At 67.8% G+C, this 16,893-nt stretch carries 16 protein-coding genes; 3 read left to right on the forward strand and 13 right to left on the reverse strand.

Going from position 1 to position 16,893, the window contains the following annotated elements:
* Positions 1 to 526: 526 nt before the first annotated feature.
* Complete coding sequence (locus FF100_RS38390; RefSeq protein ID WP_281287309.1) at positions 527 to 655, forward strand: hypothetical protein; 129 nt, start codon at positions 527 to 529, stop codon at positions 653 to 655.
* A 132-nt stretch (positions 656 to 787) separates the two neighbouring features.
* Positions 788 to 1,087, forward strand: coding sequence for a hypothetical protein (locus tag FF100_RS22385; RefSeq protein ID WP_139037982.1), 300 nt, complete (start codon positions 788 to 790; stop codon positions 1,085 to 1,087).
* Positions 1,088 to 1,336: 249 nt separating this feature from the next.
* Here the strand turns inward: FF100_RS22385 and FF100_RS22390 are convergent, their stop codons facing one another.
* The 11 genes from FF100_RS22390 to FF100_RS22440 all read right to left on the reverse strand — a co-directional run bounded on the left by FF100_RS22390 (position 1,337) and on the right by FF100_RS22440 (position 12,138).
* Positions 1,337 to 3,397 (reverse strand): VapE domain-containing protein, encoded by a 2,061-nt coding sequence (locus tag FF100_RS22390; RefSeq protein ID WP_139037983.1) that lies wholly within the window; start codon positions 3,395 to 3,397, stop codon positions 1,337 to 1,339.
* Positions 3,397 to 3,783 (reverse strand): hypothetical protein, encoded by a 387-nt coding sequence (locus FF100_RS22395; protein WP_139037984.1) that lies wholly within the window; start codon positions 3,781 to 3,783, stop codon positions 3,397 to 3,399. The genes FF100_RS22390 and FF100_RS22395 overlap by 1 nt, the downstream gene beginning before the upstream one ends.
* Before the next feature lie 202 nt (positions 3,784 to 3,985).
* Positions 3,986 to 4,201, reverse strand: coding sequence for a helix-turn-helix transcriptional regulator (locus FF100_RS22400; RefSeq protein WP_139037985.1), 216 nt, complete (start codon positions 4,199 to 4,201; stop codon positions 3,986 to 3,988).
* A gap of 113 nt (positions 4,202 to 4,314) precedes the next feature.
* Complete coding sequence (locus FF100_RS22405) at positions 4,315 to 5,133, reverse strand: hypothetical protein (RefSeq protein ID WP_139037986.1); 819 nt, start codon at positions 5,131 to 5,133, stop codon at positions 4,315 to 4,317.
* Entirely contained in the window at positions 5,126 to 6,361 is a 1,236-nt protein-coding gene (locus FF100_RS22410; protein WP_171070291.1) for a tyrosine-type recombinase/integrase, read from the reverse strand. Before FF100_RS22410 ends, FF100_RS22405 begins: the two co-directional genes overlap by 8 nt.
* A 552-nt stretch (positions 6,362 to 6,913) precedes the next feature.
* Positions 6,914 to 7,498 carry a PilZ domain-containing protein gene (locus FF100_RS22415; protein ID WP_246102230.1) on the reverse strand — a complete coding sequence of 195 codons (585 nt, stop codon included), beginning with the start codon at positions 7,496 to 7,498 and terminating at the stop codon, positions 6,914 to 6,916.
* Positions 7,499 to 7,803: 305 nt separating this feature from the next.
* Complete coding sequence (locus FF100_RS22420) at positions 7,804 to 8,400, reverse strand: thiamine phosphate synthase (RefSeq protein WP_139037988.1); 597 nt, start codon at positions 8,398 to 8,400, stop codon at positions 7,804 to 7,806.
* Positions 8,397 to 9,176: a thiazole synthase gene (thiG, locus tag FF100_RS22425; RefSeq protein WP_139037989.1), complete on the reverse strand. Its 780-nt coding sequence runs from the start codon at positions 9,174 to 9,176 to the stop codon at positions 8,397 to 8,399. Before thiG ends, FF100_RS22420 begins: the two co-directional genes overlap by 4 nt.
* 25 nt (positions 9,177 to 9,201) lie before the next feature.
* Positions 9,202 to 9,414, reverse strand: a complete 213-nt coding sequence (thiS, locus tag FF100_RS22430; protein WP_139037990.1) for a sulfur carrier protein ThiS — start codon at positions 9,412 to 9,414, stop codon at positions 9,202 to 9,204.
* Positions 9,411 to 10,607, reverse strand: a complete 1,197-nt coding sequence (gene thiO, locus FF100_RS22435; protein WP_139038117.1) for a glycine oxidase ThiO — start codon at positions 10,605 to 10,607, stop codon at positions 9,411 to 9,413. The genes thiS and thiO overlap by 4 nt, the downstream gene beginning before the upstream one ends.
* Positions 10,608 to 10,890: 283 nt before the next feature.
* Complete coding sequence (locus FF100_RS22440) at positions 10,891 to 12,138, reverse strand: adenylate/guanylate cyclase domain-containing protein (protein WP_139037991.1); 1,248 nt, start codon at positions 12,136 to 12,138, stop codon at positions 10,891 to 10,893.
* Between the two features lie 242 nt (positions 12,139 to 12,380).
* Between FF100_RS22440 and FF100_RS22445 the strand changes: the two genes are divergently transcribed.
* Entirely contained in the window at positions 12,381 to 12,635 is a 255-nt protein-coding gene (locus tag FF100_RS22445) for a DUF2798 domain-containing protein (protein WP_139037992.1), read from the forward strand.
* A gap of 57 nt (positions 12,636 to 12,692) precedes the next feature.
* Here the strand turns inward: FF100_RS22445 and rpoD are convergent, their stop codons facing one another.
* Entirely contained in the window at positions 12,693 to 14,690 is a 1,998-nt protein-coding gene (rpoD, locus tag FF100_RS22450) for an RNA polymerase sigma factor RpoD (RefSeq protein WP_139037993.1), read from the reverse strand.
* Between the two features lie 180 nt (positions 14,691 to 14,870).
* Positions 14,871 to 16,781: a DNA primase gene (gene dnaG, locus FF100_RS22455; protein WP_139037994.1), complete on the reverse strand. Its 1,911-nt coding sequence runs from the start codon at positions 16,779 to 16,781 to the stop codon at positions 14,871 to 14,873.
* Between the last annotated feature and the right edge of the window lie 112 nt (positions 16,782 to 16,893).

Below are 16,893 nucleotides of genomic sequence, written 5' to 3' on the forward strand. Positions count from 1 at the left end.
CGCCCTCACACCCAAGTCAACGTCCGTTGACTGAGTTGTAATGGTCTCAGCGCGGTTGGCAAGCGCTTGGGGCAATGATCGGCGCAGATTTTTTCAGCGGCGAAGGCTGTGCCTCCTGTCGTCCTTCGACCACTGTCCCAGTGCCCGTGCTCGACAGGGGATCGCTCCGCAAGTTTCCAAAAGCTCGTCCAGCCGTAACCACGCGGTGTGGTAACTAGATACCGTCTGTCGGTCATCATGAAGGCATCTGACCGGCTTCGCTGAGCACCCGCGAGCGGAGCGGATAAGTACTCGAAATAGGTGCCCACACGCAGATGAAACAGAAATAATTGGATGTCTCATTCCCTCCATGCGTAGCAGGTTGCGAGAACAACAAGTGGCCGGCGCGGCTGTGTGCTTGAAGCTGCAGATCCGCACGCACCGCAGCCGGACGCAACATACGAAGCAATAACCCCGCAACCAACCTTAACCATAAGCCCGCGTCAGAGCAGCCGGGCAACGGCTGTCGATGATGAGGGGAACGACGATGATCAAGACCATGCGCAACACCATGACTGCTTCGGACTGCATCATTGCCTTCGGCGTGATGACTGGCCTCGCGGTCATGCTGGTGGAGTACGCTCGTATGCTGGCTCTGCCGGCGCACTTCGTGTGAGGGGACCGCGACCGCAGGAGGGGATGCCGCGGCAACCGTCAGGGCTGAACCTCTCCGGTGGTCACGAGGCGGGCTGAACTTTCCTCGAGGGGGCTTGTTGCCGACCCACACACGCGCGAGCCGGAGATCTCGATGCCCACGACCATCACAGCCGATTTCAAATCGCGCCGGGACGCCGAGATGGCGGTCGAGCACATCGTCCAGGAGCACGACCTGGACCGTAAGGCTGTCAGCATCGGACCGGCATCGAGCGAGAACACGGCCGGGACGGAAGCGGCAAGAGCGGATGTCGAGGACGGCCACCTGAAATCTGACACTGACGGCGAGCCCGCGCTGCGCGGGAAGGTCCGGGTTTCGGTTCAGGTCGACGATGCGAACGCGGACAAGGTCATGGATTCGATAGAAACCTTCCACGGGGAGAAGGTCGCCTAAGGGGACGGCTGCCGCAACCGTTCCATGCAGGGCGTCCTTGGTATGGTGCGACAGCCCCACAATGTGTCTCGGGTGTGGGCTTTAGCCCAGTGCCCACGACATACCGAGGACGCCCAAACCACGGCGCACGGCGCACCACGGCGCACATTCCCATATAAGGTGCATAGGCGCACACATACGCGCGTACGCAATACCCCTCGTTGGGAATGTGCGCCGTGGTGCGCCGTGCGCCGTGGTGGTCGAAGGAGGTCAAAGCGGCCCCCAGAACCTGTTGCCCTGCCAATCCTTGGGCTTACGCACCCATCCCAAGCGTTCGAGGGTGGACGCGATCCGGCGCTGATCCGCTGTGCCGACCTTCGGCGTCTCGATGAAGAGAGCGCAGCGCGCCACCTCCATCACGCTAACGCGGTCCTTGCCATCAAGGTAGCGACGGACCGGCTCTTCCCACGCATCAGCTTCAAAGCGGCTTTCCTGCTCCGGTCGGATGTGCTCGGCCTCGAATGCCTCGTCGGGCCACCATCGGGTGCCGGAGCGGTAGCGGCGTACCGCCTCGGCGAAGAGTTGATCTCGGTCCCGGGCTAATGCGTCGGTATCGACACGCCCGACTTTCACCGGCCAGTACCGGCGCCCGCCCGTCTCGTCGCGCAGGTACGTGCTCTTGTTCGTCGTCCCAACAAACACGCACTGGCGCGGCTGGATCACCTCCTTGCGGCCGTAGCTCGGGCGGTAGCGCTCGACAGGCCGGCTGATGAAGGCCTTTAGCGCCGCATCCTCGGCCTTCGACATGGCCGACATCTCGGCGATCTCGATCAGCCACTTGCCCGGCAGGTGCTGCGACACGTCCTTGCCGGCCGTGACGTCGGGCAGGCTGTCCGAGAACCACTCTCCTCCCAGGATGGCGCACGCCGTCGATTTCCGGGCGCCCTGCGGGCCTTCAAGCACCATCATGTAATCGGCCTTGCAGCCGGGCTCGAAAATCCGCGCGACCATGGCGATCAGGAACATCGCACCGATTCCGGCAGTGTACGGCGTCTCCTCTGCGCCGAGGTAGGTCGACAGCCACCCCGACAGGCGCTCCCGTCCGTCCCAGGACAGGCCTTCGAGGTGCTGCCGAACTGGATGGAAGGCTCGCTCGACGGCGCGGTAATCGACGGCCTGGTGCGTGATCTCCTTGCCCAATCGCGGTAGGCCTGCCTTCTGCAGCCACTCCTGCACCTGGCTAATGTCTGTGTCAGTGGCGAGCCGCATCGGCATCGCCCCGCCCGGCGGGGAGCCACATCCCGGCACGACACGACTGATCATCGTGGCGCACTGCATCTGGTCGTAGCTGAAGACCTCAGCGAGTTCGGGTGCAGAGCGCAACGCCGCCATGGCGTTCGCTAGGACAGGCAGAGCCTCGCCCTTGTCATTCCGCAGGCAGGCCTGTCGCCAATCCGCGTCGTTCGCGGCCGCAGCAGGCGGCTCGAAGAACTTCTGAACCACCGTTTCCGGTCTGTACCCGAGCCATTCCGCTACCTTCTTTGCGACGGGCTCGCCGAACTTGTCGGCCAGCATCGGGAAGCCCCCAGCCGTCGAACCTTTTGCGTAGGCTCGAGCAGCGTCCTTAGCGGCTGTCTCTTTTGCAGCCACGTCCTCGGAGCCTCCCACGTCAGCGACCGCACCGACGAAGTGGCCGATGTCGGTTTCACTCCAGTCCAGCCGGGCCAGGAAGCCGCCAAGCGCCAGGGCGGCCTTGTGGCGCGAACCCGTCCCCGGCCAGTGACGGGCGAGTAGGCACCCTGCCGCGATCGCCGCGACGCGCTTCAGCAGTGCCGGCCCGTCAAACTCCGCGGGGTCTCCGCTCCGGCTCCACTCGACTGGCTCGCCGCTGGCGTGAAGGGACCCCGGAAAGACCGTCTGTGCGCTCTTCCCGCCGCCGCAGCGCAGCTCGACCAGCATCTCTCCCGTTTCAGGGTCCTCGTAGGCGTGCGTGGCCTTCTGGCTCGTCTCGCCAAGCCGGGTTACGAACAGGTAGTGCGAATCGGGCTTCGACCTACGCCCGAAGATCGCGCCCGTCTCTGGCAGGAGGAGCGGCGCGAGCGCGATGGCTTCTGGGCAGTCGAGGTCGACATCCGTCAGCCCATTCGATGTCGGCCCTAGCACGACGCCGATGTTCTGTGGGGCGCCGTTGAAGTACCGCGGAGCGTCGGCCTCGCGAATGACGCGCTTGCCCCATCCGGTGCCCACCGGCCCCTTTTTCTGGAACGGGACGGGGACCGGGTTCCAGTTGCGCCGGCAGTACTGAAGCGCCGTCTCAAGCGGAGTACCCATCAGGCATCTCCTGCCATCTGCTCGCGCAGGGCGCTCTCGAACTCCGGCAGGTTTGCGATCGAGCCTGATGCCCACCCGTAGATGTTTGCGGCGACGGCGTCGGACACATCCGTGTCCAGCCCATCACGTCCGATTGCGAAAGCACGTACCCGCACGTCCTGAACGACGTGGCGGATCGCGACGTACCAGCGGTAGCCCGCCGGAGTCTCGGAGCCGCGCCCAGTCAGCCTCAGGGTCTCGACCTCCGCGGCTGAGGCGAGACGCACCCGGTACGTCCGATCCGGCCGGCGCTCAAAGAATCGGCGATCTGCGGCCAGTGTCGGCTCGTTTTTCTCACAAAAGCGATCGAAGCGGCGCCGATCAGCGCGAGAGAGGTTCGCATTCATTAGCGCCTCCCGGTCGTAGCGAACGCCAGCTCGGCAACGGCGCGAGCGCGTTCGGGTGAAAAATCAAAGCGGGCGAGTAGGCGCCGCATCTGGATTTCGCGGGGGCTGTACGGTATATCCCAGGTGTCAGCTGCCGAGCAGACAATTCCCAGGACCCTCGCCGCGCCCACGGCGGGGGTTCTGACGCTATAGGCTATGCTTGTTACGCGGCCTCCTGCTGCGAGGATTGGCGAATTTCGAAATCTTGAATATCGGCCAAGCGCCAGTAGCGGCGGCCGTTGATCCGGATGGGCTTGGGGAAATCCAGCTTGGGATCTTTCTCCCAGCGCCACAGGGTCATGTCGCTGATCGCGTACCGCTGACGCACGTGAGACGCCGGCAGCATCTCGCCGGTTTGGCTCGTCTTAGGAAGTGGCATCACGTCGCTCCGTGTTAGGGGACGTCCGCCATATTGGTACGCTGTTCGGCTAAGTCATTGCAGAACAATGCCGAATTGCATTATTCGATTTTCGCTACATTATTCTACACGGCCTAACTCGGCTTTTTCCGCTCCGATTTATAGAGATTAGAGACGCGCAGCCTGCGGCTTTTGTCGCCTCCGCTGCCTTTAATCTTCTCCAAAATATGCTGGGTAGCACCATACGCGGTATTCGCTTTCCCGGTCGCCAGTAAATCATCGATCAACGGGAATAGCGCACGATCAAGGGGACCATAGCCCGTGTCCTCAGGACGGCCTCTGCGAACTGGCTGATCCCGTGTCGTGTCGTTATGAGCTATGGGTACGAACCTTGGCGGAGCATGTGCAGCGTCAATCCGAAGGGCTGCCTGTGCTGACTGCGGCACAAGCTCTTTATAGTTCGGGTCTTGGCACAGCCACTCGACCGCTGATCGCCGCGCGACCTCAAGCGGGACAACTCGCTCCGTCCCTTGCTTGACAATGGAAAATACGGTTTTCGGATGATATTTCTCTTCAAGGAGAGGTGTCACATCTCCATAGAGCCATGACTCGCCGCGCTTTGCTGCGTCGGTCATCGCGCGGTAGATTTGATCGTGAAACACATTCTCTCTGAAAGCGTTCGACAGCGTCTGTCGCCCTGCGATGAGTAGGCGCTCTTTGGCGTTGTGTATGGCAAGCAGATCTACCAAAACGAATATGTGGTCATGCTCTCTTGTCAGCCAGGAGTCCCAATATTCTTTGCCAGAAGCGTCGTCATAAGCTGCCTCAAACAGCGCCCTTTCACTGACATCCGGATCAAGAAGATGCTCCCTGAGCAGAGCTTTGATCCCATGCCTACGATTTGCGGTACTGAGGTCACGGGAGGAGAGGGCTGCTCTCAAAGCCTCATGCATCGACCAAACTCCGAACCTTGCGCGCCCACGTCTCTAGCGCCGCACGCTTCTCGTCGAAATAGGCGTACCTGTTGTAGACGGCAGCGACGCCGCTGATCGTGCCGGAGCGATGGTTCAGAACCGCCTCAATGACGTGCGGAGTCACCTTGAGCCGTGCCATGCCTGAGCTGCAGGTCCGACGCAGATCGTGGAGGCGCCAGGGAGGGACGCTGACGGCCTTGAGGTCCCTCCCCTGTTCGGGCTCTTCCTTCGTGGCGATCGCCAGCATGGCAGCGTCCAGGCGCTTCTTGCCGGCGGAGTAGTCCGCCGCTGCCGTGGTGCCACTCCGCGTCAAGACGTAGCCGGCGCCCGCGATGCGAGGGGCCGCGTCGAGGATCGCGATAGCCTGCGGCGACAGCGGCACGACGTGCTCAAGGGAGTTCTTCGTGCGAACGGCTGGGATGGTCCAGACGGAGCCGTCCAGCTCCGGCCAGACCATCTTGCCGACCTCGTCGCGCCGCTGGCCGGTGAGGAGGAGTAACTGGACCATCGGGCCGAACGGGTAGCCGACCGCCTCCGCTGCCTTCCAGACGAGCCTGACCTCGGCATCGGTCAGCACGCGATCGCGGCTGGTCTCCGCCAGGGGCGGCTTGAGGCCGAGAAACGGCGTGGTCGGGATCATCCCCCGGGCGAGCGCGAAATTGAACATCGCCCGGGTGGTGGCGAACACGCGGTTGGCGCCGGTCGCCATTCCCTTGTCGGTGAGGCCGTCGACCAGGGCGATGACATCGATGCGGCCGATGTCGCCGATCCGGCGGTTGCCCCAACGTGGCAGCACGTGGTTCGTGATCAGCGCTGCAGCAGTCTCGGCGTACCCCGGTTTCGCATTCGGCTTGAGGTGCCGCTCCACGTAGAGCGTCGCGACGTGCGCGACGCGATCCTTCTCGGCGACGTGAGCCGCTGCAGCGGCTGCCTTCTTCTCTACGTAGGGATCGCGGCCGAGGGCAACCATCTGCAGCGCCTCGCGGGCGCGGGCTCGTGCTGCTCCCAGGTCGAACAGCGGATAGGCGCCGATGGTGTACTTCCGGGGCTGGCCGTTGATGCGGTAGCGCACTGCCCACGACTTCGCGCCGCTCGGCTGCACGACTAGGTAGAACCCGGGCAGCGTCGCATCCGGAATCTCAAGCCGCCGCTCAGGGTTCGGCTTGTGGCGTTCTACACTCTGCACGGTGAGCACCTTCGCTGTCACGAGATGCGCTCCAGGGGTAACACGGGGGTATGCCAAGATGCCCGTTAAGGCGTGTTTGGCAGTGTTACCCTGAGTGGCGCTTTCCGACAAGAAAGCTAAGTGCTGCAAGGGGTTTGAGACCGGGTGATGAGATGGTCTGTGAGGCCGTGTTAGCTCCCATCACAGTTCTTAAAATCTTGCGACCTCTGGTCGTGCGGGTTCGAGTCCCGCCGTCCGCACCACTTTTCTTCAGCACGCACATAGGCTGGCTATAGTCCGCACGCGGGCGCGACAGTGAAATCCTCGTCAATCATCGCGAGGCTGTCGAGGAAGCGCAGGTTGATCGACACGGTGCGGCGGGCCCCTTCCGGGCACCGGACGCCGAAACCCCACCCGACCGATTGGTCGAACGCGTCGATGTGCTGAAGGCCGGTGAGGCCCCGCCCTCAAGCGTCGGAGCCCTGGAGCGTCTGCCCTCCGGCGAGCCATCGTCTGCACGACGGTCCGGCCGATCACGTCGCTCGAACCGCGAGCTCCTCCGGACCAGCGAGGCGGCCATGACCTCCGGCGGCTTCACAGCACGACGTGCGGGCTGAAGGTTTCGTTGCAGAACGGCAGGACGAATCTCACCGCGAAGCCGTCCTCGATGTGGCGCACCACGGTGGCGCGGCGCTTTCCCAACGTGACCTGCTCGCCCATGATCGGTTGCACCGGAGCCTTGATGGCGGCGCCCGACATCGAGAGATCGACGATCGTGCCGGGCACGACGCGGCCGTCGATCAGATGCACGGCCACGGCGGTATGGGTGGGTACGATGCGGACGGCGCTGCGCTGGTCCACGCGCCCCCGGCCGCGGTCAACGAGCCATTCGAGGCGGGCCGCGAGCCGGGCTCGTCGCTCGGGGGAAACGTCGACATCCACCCGGAAGCCATCCGGCAAGATCGACGAGATCACGCCCATGACGGCACCGACTTGATCGAGGTACACCGTGACGTGTTCTCCGACGGCTCCTGAAACGGGCGCGACGATCTCGGCTTCATCCAGGGAGATGGAACGGGATTGACAGGCATATTCCCGGCCATCCGCGAGGAGGTAGCGTCCATCGACCTGCGGTACCGCAACCGACACTGTCGAGTCTTGCGTGACGTTCGACATCATGCGAGCACCCAGATCCGACCTCGACGCAACCTGTAGACGATAACTGTATCGCAAAGTTGCAAAAAGGGCGAGCCCTCGGCGGCGGGCTTCGATGGCCGGACGGGCCTCACCCACAGGCAACGCCTGACGCCGCTTGTCGCGCCCGAGCGGGGAGACGGTGTCGCCAGGAAGCGGCGCTTCTCCGCCTGCACGACGTTCTCCGGTTCCCGCGGAACCGTCGCCGTCCTCACCGGGAGCGGAATCTCACGCCTCTGTCTCTCGAGGCGCCGCCGGAGTGAAGGGGGTGTCGGAAAGAGGCTCCGGCGTCAGGCGAGCGCCGGAATCAGCGCGCCGACTTCCGGCGCCCGCATCACCACCCCCATCACCGCCACGGCAGCGGCCCCCACCTCGCAGCAGGACAATGCCGTCCCGGCATCGATGCCGCCGAGGGCCACGATCGGCATCAAAGCCGCCGCTTCGCGCAACACGTCCAGCCCCAGGGCCGGCCCGTAGCCCGGCTTGCTGGCGGTCAGGAAAATCGGGCTGAGGGTCGCGTAATCCGCTCCCGCCTCGCGCGCCGCCCGCACCTCGGCCAGCGAATGCGCCGAGACGCCGAGGAGCGCTCCCCGCCCCAGCCGCGCCCGGGCCGCCGCCACATCCGCCGCCGCGCCGAGCTGGACGCCCGCCGCACCGACCCGCGCCGCCAGCTCCACGTCGCGCCCGATGGTGAGCGCCCCGCCCGCTCGTGCCACCTGGCCGGCCAGGGCCTCGGCGAGGGCGGCGCGCTCCGGGCCCGGCAGGTCGCGGTCGCGCAGCCAGATCCAGCGCGCGCCCGCCGCGAGGCAGGCGGCGACGCGGGTCTCCAGGGGCTCCGGGCAGCCGTGCCGGTCGGTGACGATCAGCAGGCGGGCGGGCAGGCTCACGAGCCGACGAGGCCGAGCTGCGGGCTCGACGGCTCGGCCCGCGCCCGGCGCGGGATGCGGCCGGCGAGATGGGCCAGACGGCCGGCCTCGACGGCGTGGCGCATGGCGCGGGCCATCCGGACCGGGTCGTCGGCCTTGCCGACGGCGGTGTTGAGGAGCACCGCGGCGGCGCCCAGCTCCAGGGCGATCACCGCATCGGAGGCGGTGCCGATGCCGGCATCGACGATCACCGGTACGGGCGAGCGGCGACAGATCAGTTCGAGGTTCGCCGGGTTGGCCACGCCCATGCCGGAGCCGATCAGCGAGCCCATCGGCATCACGGCGGCAGCGCCGAGATCGGCCAGCCGGCTGCACACGACCGGATCGTCGTTGCAATAGGGCAGCACCACGAAGCCGGATTCGACCAGCTGGCGGGTGGCCTCGATCGTCTCGGCGACGTCGGGATAGAGGGTCTCGCGGTCGCCGATCACCTCGACCTTGATCCAGTTGGTGCCGAGCGCCTCGCGGGCCAGTTCCGCGGTCATCACGGCGTCGCGGGCGGTCTCGCAGCCGGCGGTGTTGGGCAGGAAGCGCGATCCCTTCAGGCGCGCCACGGTGTCCGAGCCGTGGCCGTGCAGCGAGATGCGGCGGATCGAGACCGTCACCACCTCGGCGCCGCTCGCCCGCACCGCCTCGCTCATGATCGCCTGCGTCGGGTAGCCGGCGGTGCCGATGAGGAGGCGCGAGGACAGGCTCGTGCCGGCGATGACGAACGGGTCGTCGGGGGTGTCGGTCATGGGGTGTCTCCGGATCTGCGAATGTCTAGCCGCCCTGCATGGCGCGCACGATCTCGACGCGGTCGCCCTCGCTGAGCGCGGTCGCCGCCCAGTCGCGCTGGCGCACCACCGCGCCGTTGAGCGCGATGGCGAAGCCCTGCGGGCCGGGCAGGTCGAGGTCGGCGGTCTCGGCGCGCCAGAGGGCGTCGAGGGTGGCGGCTCCGCTGTCGCGGGGCTCGCCGTTGACGAGGATCTTCATGAAGTCTCGCTGGATGGGGACGTGAAGCGGGCAAGGCCGAAGGGGGCGGCCACCGGCAGCGTCTCGCCGCGCAGGATCAGGGTGGCGACGGCTGCGGCGGTGACCGGGGCGAGCAGGTAGCCGTTGCGGTGGTGGCCAGCGGCGAGCACCAGGCCCGGGCGGGCCTCGCCGAGGATCGGGGCGTCGTCGTCGGAGGTCGGGCGAAAGCCGCTCCACACGCCCGAGACCTGCATCTCCTCCACCCCCGGCAGGGCGCGCCGTGCGCCCTCCAGCAGGGCGTAGAGGCCGCCGGCGGTGAGGTGCGGGTCGAACCCGGTTTCCTCCACGGTGGCGCCGACGATCAGCGTGCCGTCGCCCTTCGGCGCCATGTGGACCTGCTCGGTCCAGACCACGTGGGAGAGGTGGCCGCTGCGCGGCGTCATCTGCAGGGCCATCGACTGACCTTTCAGCGGACGCACCGGCAGGGCGAGGTCAGGCACCAGGCTCCCCTCCCCGGCCCAGGCACCGGAGGCGAGCACCACATGGCCGGCGCGCAAGGACCCGGACGTGGTCTCGAGTCCGGCGACCCGGCCGCCCTCGCGGGAGAGCGCCGTGACGGTGCAGCCCTCGATCAGCCGCCCGCCGGCGGCGCGGAAGGCCGCGCGGAGCGCCGCCATCACCCGGGCCGGATCGACCTGATGGTCCTCGGGGCAGAACAGGCCGGCGGTGACGGTGGGGCGCAGGCCCGGCTCGCGGGCGCGCACTGCCGGTCCGGACAGCCACTCGGCGGCGAGCCCGTCGCGGCGTTGCAGCTCGTGGCGGAAGCGCAGGCGCTCGACCTCGTCGCGGCCGAGCGCGATGACGAGGGTGCCCTCGCGGCGGTAATCGATGGTCAGGCCGGATTCGGCCTCCAGCTCGTCGCGAAACGGATGCCAGAGGCGCTGGCTCGCGAGGCAGAGCGGCGACAGGGCCTCGCCCCCGGGCTCGTGCTCGGCCGCCGCCGCCAGCATGCCGGTGGCGGCGAGGCTCGCCCCGTCGCCGGCGCGGCCGCGCTCGACCACCGCGACGGCGACGCCCGCCCGCGCCAGGCGCCAGGCGATCGACAGGCCGATCAGCCCGGCGCCGATCACCGCCACGTCGGCCCGTTCCGGCAGCCGGTCGCTCTCGGGGCTCGGACCTGCTCCGCCTCGCCGTCCGATCGTCTGCGCGTGCACCCTCGTCTCCAGCACCCTCGTCTCCACGGTGGCCCGAAGAGAGTGGACTGCGCCCGGTGGCCGGATGATGCGCGGGGGTCTCAAGGACCCTGTCCAATCCCTACGCCGGTATGAGCCGGATCAGGTTCGAAGGATTTCCGCGCCGACCGGAATCTCAAGGCTCTGGGCCTTCGGACTCACGATCCAGCGGTGTCTCAGCCCCTTGCCGGGGATCTCCCTGGAACGGCCGGAATGTGGCGAGCCGGCCCGCCTTCGTCAACCACCCTCGGCCCGCCGCCCGGATTCACCCCCCCTTGCCCGGACGATAGATCGCCATCTCCTCGGCGATGCCGTCGAGGGGGTGGGTGCCGAGCAATTCGGGGTCGCCCCACAGGAAATCGACGAAGGGCTTCGACATCAGGAGCGGTTCGGACAGGACCTTGTTGAGCTTGGCCAACCGGCTCGCCAAATTCACGTCGCGGCCGATCACCGTGAAATCGAGCCGGGCGCCGGAGCCGACATTGCCGTAGGCCGCCTCGCCATGGTGGAGCGCGATGCCGACCTCGATCCGGGTGGGGAAGCGTCCGGCGCGGTTCGCCTCCTCGACGCGGCGGAGCGCGGATTGCGCCGCGGTGAGCGCCCCTTGCGCCGCGCCGCCGAGGTCGTCGCCGCTCTCGCGAAAGATCGCCAGCAGGCCGTCGCCCATATATTTCAGCACCTCGCCGCCCTCGCTCTCGATCGGCGGCACCAGGCAGTCGAAATAGGTGTTGAGCAGCTCGACCGAGGCCTCGGGCGCCAGCGCGTCGCTGAGGTGGGTGTAGCCGCGCATGTCGGCGAACAGGATCGCCGAGCGGATCCGCTCGACCTGGCCGCGGCGGATGAAGCCGGCGAGGATCGCCTGATGCGGCCCGTCGCCGACATAGACCCGCAGCACGTGGTCGAGCCGGGCGTTGAGGCCGCGCATCTCCATCACCGCCGACAGGGTCGGCACGATGAAGCGCAGGATGGCGAGGTCGTCGTCGCCGAAGCCGCGCGGATCGCGGGTCGCGAAGGTCACGCCGTTCTTGGTGCCGTTGGTGAAGAACAGCGGCACGGTGATGTAGTGGGTGTAGCCCGCGCTTTTAAGCTCCGGGACGATGCTGAAGCGGTCGTCCGGCGTCTCGCGCAAGTCGAGGATCAGCCACTGGCCGGTGGCGTAGACATGCGCGAAGGGGCTGCGGGCGAGCGCCTTCTCGGTGACTTCGCCATGCGGGAACAACCGGAAGCTGACGCCGTCCTCCCGGGTCCAGAACCGGCCGACGCCGGAATAATCCGAGTGCAGCGCGTCGATGGCGGTGGTGGCACGATCGACCGGCACGCCGAGGTCGTTCAGCCGCTCGGCCATGCCGGCGAGAAGGTCGCCGGATTCCGGCAACCTTGCGCCCTCGCTCAGGAGCCAGTCGCGCAGGGCCACGCAATCGCGGAACAGGCCGATCGGGATGTCGCTCGCCTCCGACCCGTCCGCCGCGGCCGTGGGCGTCGGGGCGGAGTTGGGGCGAGGCTGGTCGTACATGGCTCTGACATGGGCGTCGCAGCGCGCGAGGGCAAGGCTTGGCCGCGGGCGGCCGGCTTCCCGGCTTGCATGAGACCAGCTTGGCACTTGCCCCGACCCCTGCTAGGAAGCGGATCGTCGTCAGGTCACGTTCAGGACGACCGTAAGCGTCTCACGTCAAGCAACGCGCTCCCTTGGTGGCCTCCACCGGGCGGGTGCGTGCCGCATCGTCCGGGTGGCCTGCCCGCTTCGAAAGACGTGTCATGCCTTCCTCCCCCGCTCCGCGCCGCCTGCCCGCTTCCGCCGCGCCGCTGCTCACCGCCCTCCTGCTGTCGGTGATGATGACCTGCGTCGTCTCCGCCATCGCCACGCTGCTCAGCCTCGGGCCCACCCCCGATGCGCTGTGGCACTGGCCGCGGGCCTGGGTCGTCTCGTGGCTCGTCGCCTTCCCGACCCTGCTGCTCGTGCTGCCGCTGGTGCGGCGCGCCGTGGCGCGCCTCGTGGCACCGTCGCCGTAACAGAAAGGCCCGGGAGGTGGTCGCCTCCCGGGCCTTTCTGGCGATCGCTCGACCGGCTCAGTTGTCGAGGAAGCTCCGCAGCTTCCGCGACCGGCTCGGATGCTTGAGCTTGCGCAGGGCCTTGGCCTCGATCTGGCGGATGCGCTCGCGGGTCACCGAGAATTGCTGGCCGACCTCCTCGAGGGTGTGGTCGGTGTTCATGCCGATGCCGAAGCGCATGCGCAGCACCCGCTCCTCGCGGGGGGTGAGCGAGGCCAGCACCCGGGTGGTGGTCTCGCGCAGGTTCGACTGGATCGCCGCGTCGATCGGCAGGACGACGTTCTTGTCCTCGATGAAGTCGCCGAGGTGGGAATCCTCCTCGTCGCCGATCGGGGTCTCGAGGGAGATCGGCTCCTTGGCGATCTTGAGGACCTTGCGCACCTTCTCGAGCGGCATCGCCAGCTTCTCGGCCAGCTCCTCCGGGGTCGGCTCGCGGCCGATCTCGTGCAGCATCTGGCGCGAGGTCCGGACGATCTTGTTGATCGTCTCGATCATGTGCACCGGGATGCGGATCGTGCGGGCCTGGTCGGCGATCGAGCGGGTGATCGCCTGCCGGATCCACCACGTGGCGTAGGTCGAGAACTTGTAGCCGCGGCGGTACTCGAACTTATCGACCGCCTTCATCAGGCCGATATTGCCCTCCTGGATCAGGTCCAGGAACTGCAGGCCGCGGTTGGTGTACTTCTTGGCGATCGAGATCACCAGCCGCAGGTTCGCCTCGATCATCTCCTTCTTGGCCTGGCGGGCTTCGCGCTCGCCCTTCTGGACCATGTGGACGATCTTCCGGTATTCCTGGATCTCCAGGCCGGTCTCGGAGGCGAGCGAGATGATCTGCTCGCGCAGCGTCAGGATGTTGACGGCGCCGCGCTCGGTGAAGTTCTTCCAGCCCTTGCCGCCGAGCTTCGCCACCCGCTCGACCCAGTGCGGATCGAGCTCGTAGCCCTGGTAGTGGCGCAGGAACTCGTCGCGGGCGACGCCGTGGTTCTCGGCGAGCCGCATCAGGCGGCCCTCGTGCGAGATCAGGCGCTTGTTGATGTCGTAGAGCTGCTCGACCAGCGCCTCGATGCGGTTGGCGTTCAGCGACAGCGACTTCACGTCGGCGACGACGGTGTTCTTCAGCTCCGAGTAGCGCTGGCCCTGCGACTCGGAGGCGGCCGCGCCCTTCAGCCGGGTCTCGGCCTGCTCGGCCTGCACCTTGCGCAGCTTGCGGTAGTTCTCGGCGATCGCGTCGAAGGTCTCGAGCACGCGCGGCTTCAGCTCGGCTTCCATCGCCGAGAGCGACACGTTGTTCTCGAGGTCGTCCTCGTCGCCCTCGCCCTCCGGCGGGGGCTCGCCCTCGGCCTCCTCGTCGCCCTCCCCTTCGACCTCGCCCTCGGCGGGTCCGGCGCGGCCGTCGGGGCCGGCATAGGTCGCCTCGAGGTCGATGATGTCGCGCAGCAGCACCCGGCCGTCGACGAGCTCGTCGCGCCAGATGATGATGGCCTGGAAGGTCAGCGGGCTCTCGCACAGGCCGGCGATCATCGCTTCGCGGCCGGCCTCGATGCGCTTGGCGATCGCGATCTCGCCCTCACGCGACAGGAGCTCGACCGAGCCCATCTCGCGCAGGTACATCCGGACCGGGTCGTCGGTGCGGTCGGTCGGCTCCTTGGTGGTCTCGGCCCGGAGCGCAACGGGGCGCGCCGCGGCGACCTCGGCCACCTCGCCGCCCTCGCTCGCCTCTTCCTCCTCGGCGCCTTCCTGCGGGGCGGCCTCGCCCTGCTGGTCGTCGGCCTCCTCGGCTTCGACCACGTTGACGCCCAGCTCGGACAGCTGGCCCAGCACGTCCTCGATCTGCTCGGAGGTGAACTCCTCCTGAGGCAGCACCTCGTTCAACTCGTCATAGGTGACGTAGCCGCGCTTCTTGGCGAGCTTGATCATCCGCTTGACGGAGGCATCCGTCAGGTCGAGGAGCGGGCCGTCGGTCTGCTGCTCGGGGGCCGCCTCGGTCTCGTCTCGTTCCGTTGCCTTCGTCGCCATGCTCAGCCTATGCTTCCCGGTGTCGGCAGTGCCCGGGCGGGGGAGGCTCCCGCCGTGCCGGCACCGTGATGTCTCGTCGGGCGGCGCACGAGCCGGCCCAGGATCTCACGCAAATGTGCAAGCCATTCGATCGACTTGCCGTTAACTAGTCCGGCGGCAGGCCGCAAGCGGCGCGTCGCATCAGGACGATTCGGTGTCCTCGGCCGCCTCCGCCTCGCCCTCTGCGCCCGCCACGACGGAAAGGCGGGTCTTCACGTCGCGCAGCCAGGCGAAGTTGGCCTCCGTCTCCTCATCCGCCAGGGCGCGTTCAGCGGCCCGGAGTTCGCTATGTAGCGTTCCGGCCTTCCTGTGCAAGATCACGGCCTGCCGGAGCGCGTCCTCCAGCCGCACCGGATCGGCGTGCGGATCGAGGATCCAGCGGTCGCCGGGCCGCACCAGGCCGGCGATCCGGCCGGCCGCGGCGGCGAGCCCGGCCCGTTCGAGCCGCGCATCCAGGAACGCGGCGTCGCCCGCCCCGCCCTCGGCAGCGAGATCGAGGAGCGCGCCGCGCAAGGCCCGCGCATCCGCCCCCTCGAACTCGACCTCGGCCAGATCCTCGGCCTCGCGGGCGAGCAGCTCGGGATGGACCAGGAGGGCGGCGACGATCAAGGCCTCGCGCGAGGACGATCCACCGGAGAACAGCGACGAGCGGGCGAGGAGCGGGCTCGCCCGCGCCGTGAGGCGGGGCGAGACCGGCGCCGGCGGCGCGCCGCGGCCGCGCGGCACGAAGGGCGCGCGCTCGCGATACGGGCGCTCGCCCCCGCCCTGCTGCCGGGCACCGCCATTCGGGCTCAGCGAGCGCAGGCGGGCCTCGATGTCGTCGCGGTAGTAGCGCTTCAGGGTCTCGTCGCGGATGCCGCCGACGATCTCGCGCACGCGCTGGGCGAGGCCGGCGCGGCGCTCCGGGGTGTCGACCGGGCTCATCTCGGTCTCGCGCGACCACAGCACGTCGACCATCGGCCGGGCACCGTCGAGCACCCGGTCGATCGCGCTTGGCCCCCCGGTGCGCAACAGGTCGTCCGGGTCCTGGCCCTCGGGCATCAGCGCGAAACGGAGCGATTTTCCCGGCTGGAGTGCCGGCAAAGCCACATCGAGAGCGCGGTAGGCGGCGCGCCGGCCGGCGCCGTCGCCGTCGAAGCACAGGATCGGCTCGTCGGCCATGCGCCAGAGCAGGCCGAGCTGGTCCTCGGTGAGCGCCGTGCCCAGCGAGGCCACCACCTCCGGGTGCCCGGCCAGCGTCATGGCGATCGCGTCGACATAGCCCTCGACCGCGATCACCCGACCAGTCTCGTGGGCGGGCTTTCGCGCGGCGTGGTGGTTGTAGAGCATCCGCCCCTTGTGGAAGAGCGGCGTCTCGGAGGAATTGAGGTATTTCGGCTTGGCGTCCGGGCTCATGCCGCGGCCGCCGAAGGCCACCACCTTGCCGCGCACGTCGCGGATCGGAAAGATCACCCGGTCGCGGAACCGGTCGAACGGAACCTTGATGTCGTCGCCGGTGGTGAGCAGGTTCAATTCCACCATCATCTCGGCCGGCACGTCCCGGGCGGCGAGATGGTCGCGCAGCGCGTAGCGCTCGGGCGGGGCGTAGCCGAGGCGGAAGGTGCGGCGGATCTCGCCGTCGAGGCCCCGGCCGGCGAGGTAGTCGCGGGCCCGGGCCCCGGCCCGGCCGGCGAGCTGGTCCTCGAAGAAGGCGCAGGCGAGTTCCATCACCTCGAGGGCGCCGCGCCGCCGCGTCTCGCTCTCGCGCGTCGCCTCGCTCGGCGCCGGCAGCGCCACCCCGGCCTCGGAGGCCAGCCGCTCGACCGCCTCGGGGAACGAGACCCCCTCCGTCTCCATCACGAAGGTGAAGATGTCGCCGTGCTTGCCGGACGAGAAGCAGTGGTAAAACTGCTTCTGGTCGTTGACGTAGAAGGACGGCGACTTCTCGGCGTTGAACGGCGACAGGCCACGCCATTCACGCCCCGCCTTCTTGAGGCGCACGCGCCGGCCGACGACCTCGGAGGCCGGCAGCCGGGAGCGGATCTCTTCGAGCAGATGGGGCGGATAGCGCAAGGGCAGGGTCCGATCGGTGGACCTGCCTTGTAGCGCGTCTTGGTCAGCGGAGTCCTAACGATCAGGAGACGGTCGGCCGCGTGCTGTTCGGGTAGCGGAAGTGGCAGGAGAA

Origin of the sequence: Methylobacterium terricola (assembly GCF_006151805.1) — a bacterium.
In the GTDB taxonomy this organism is placed as follows: Bacteria; Pseudomonadota; Alphaproteobacteria; order Rhizobiales; family Beijerinckiaceae; genus Methylobacterium; species Methylobacterium terricola.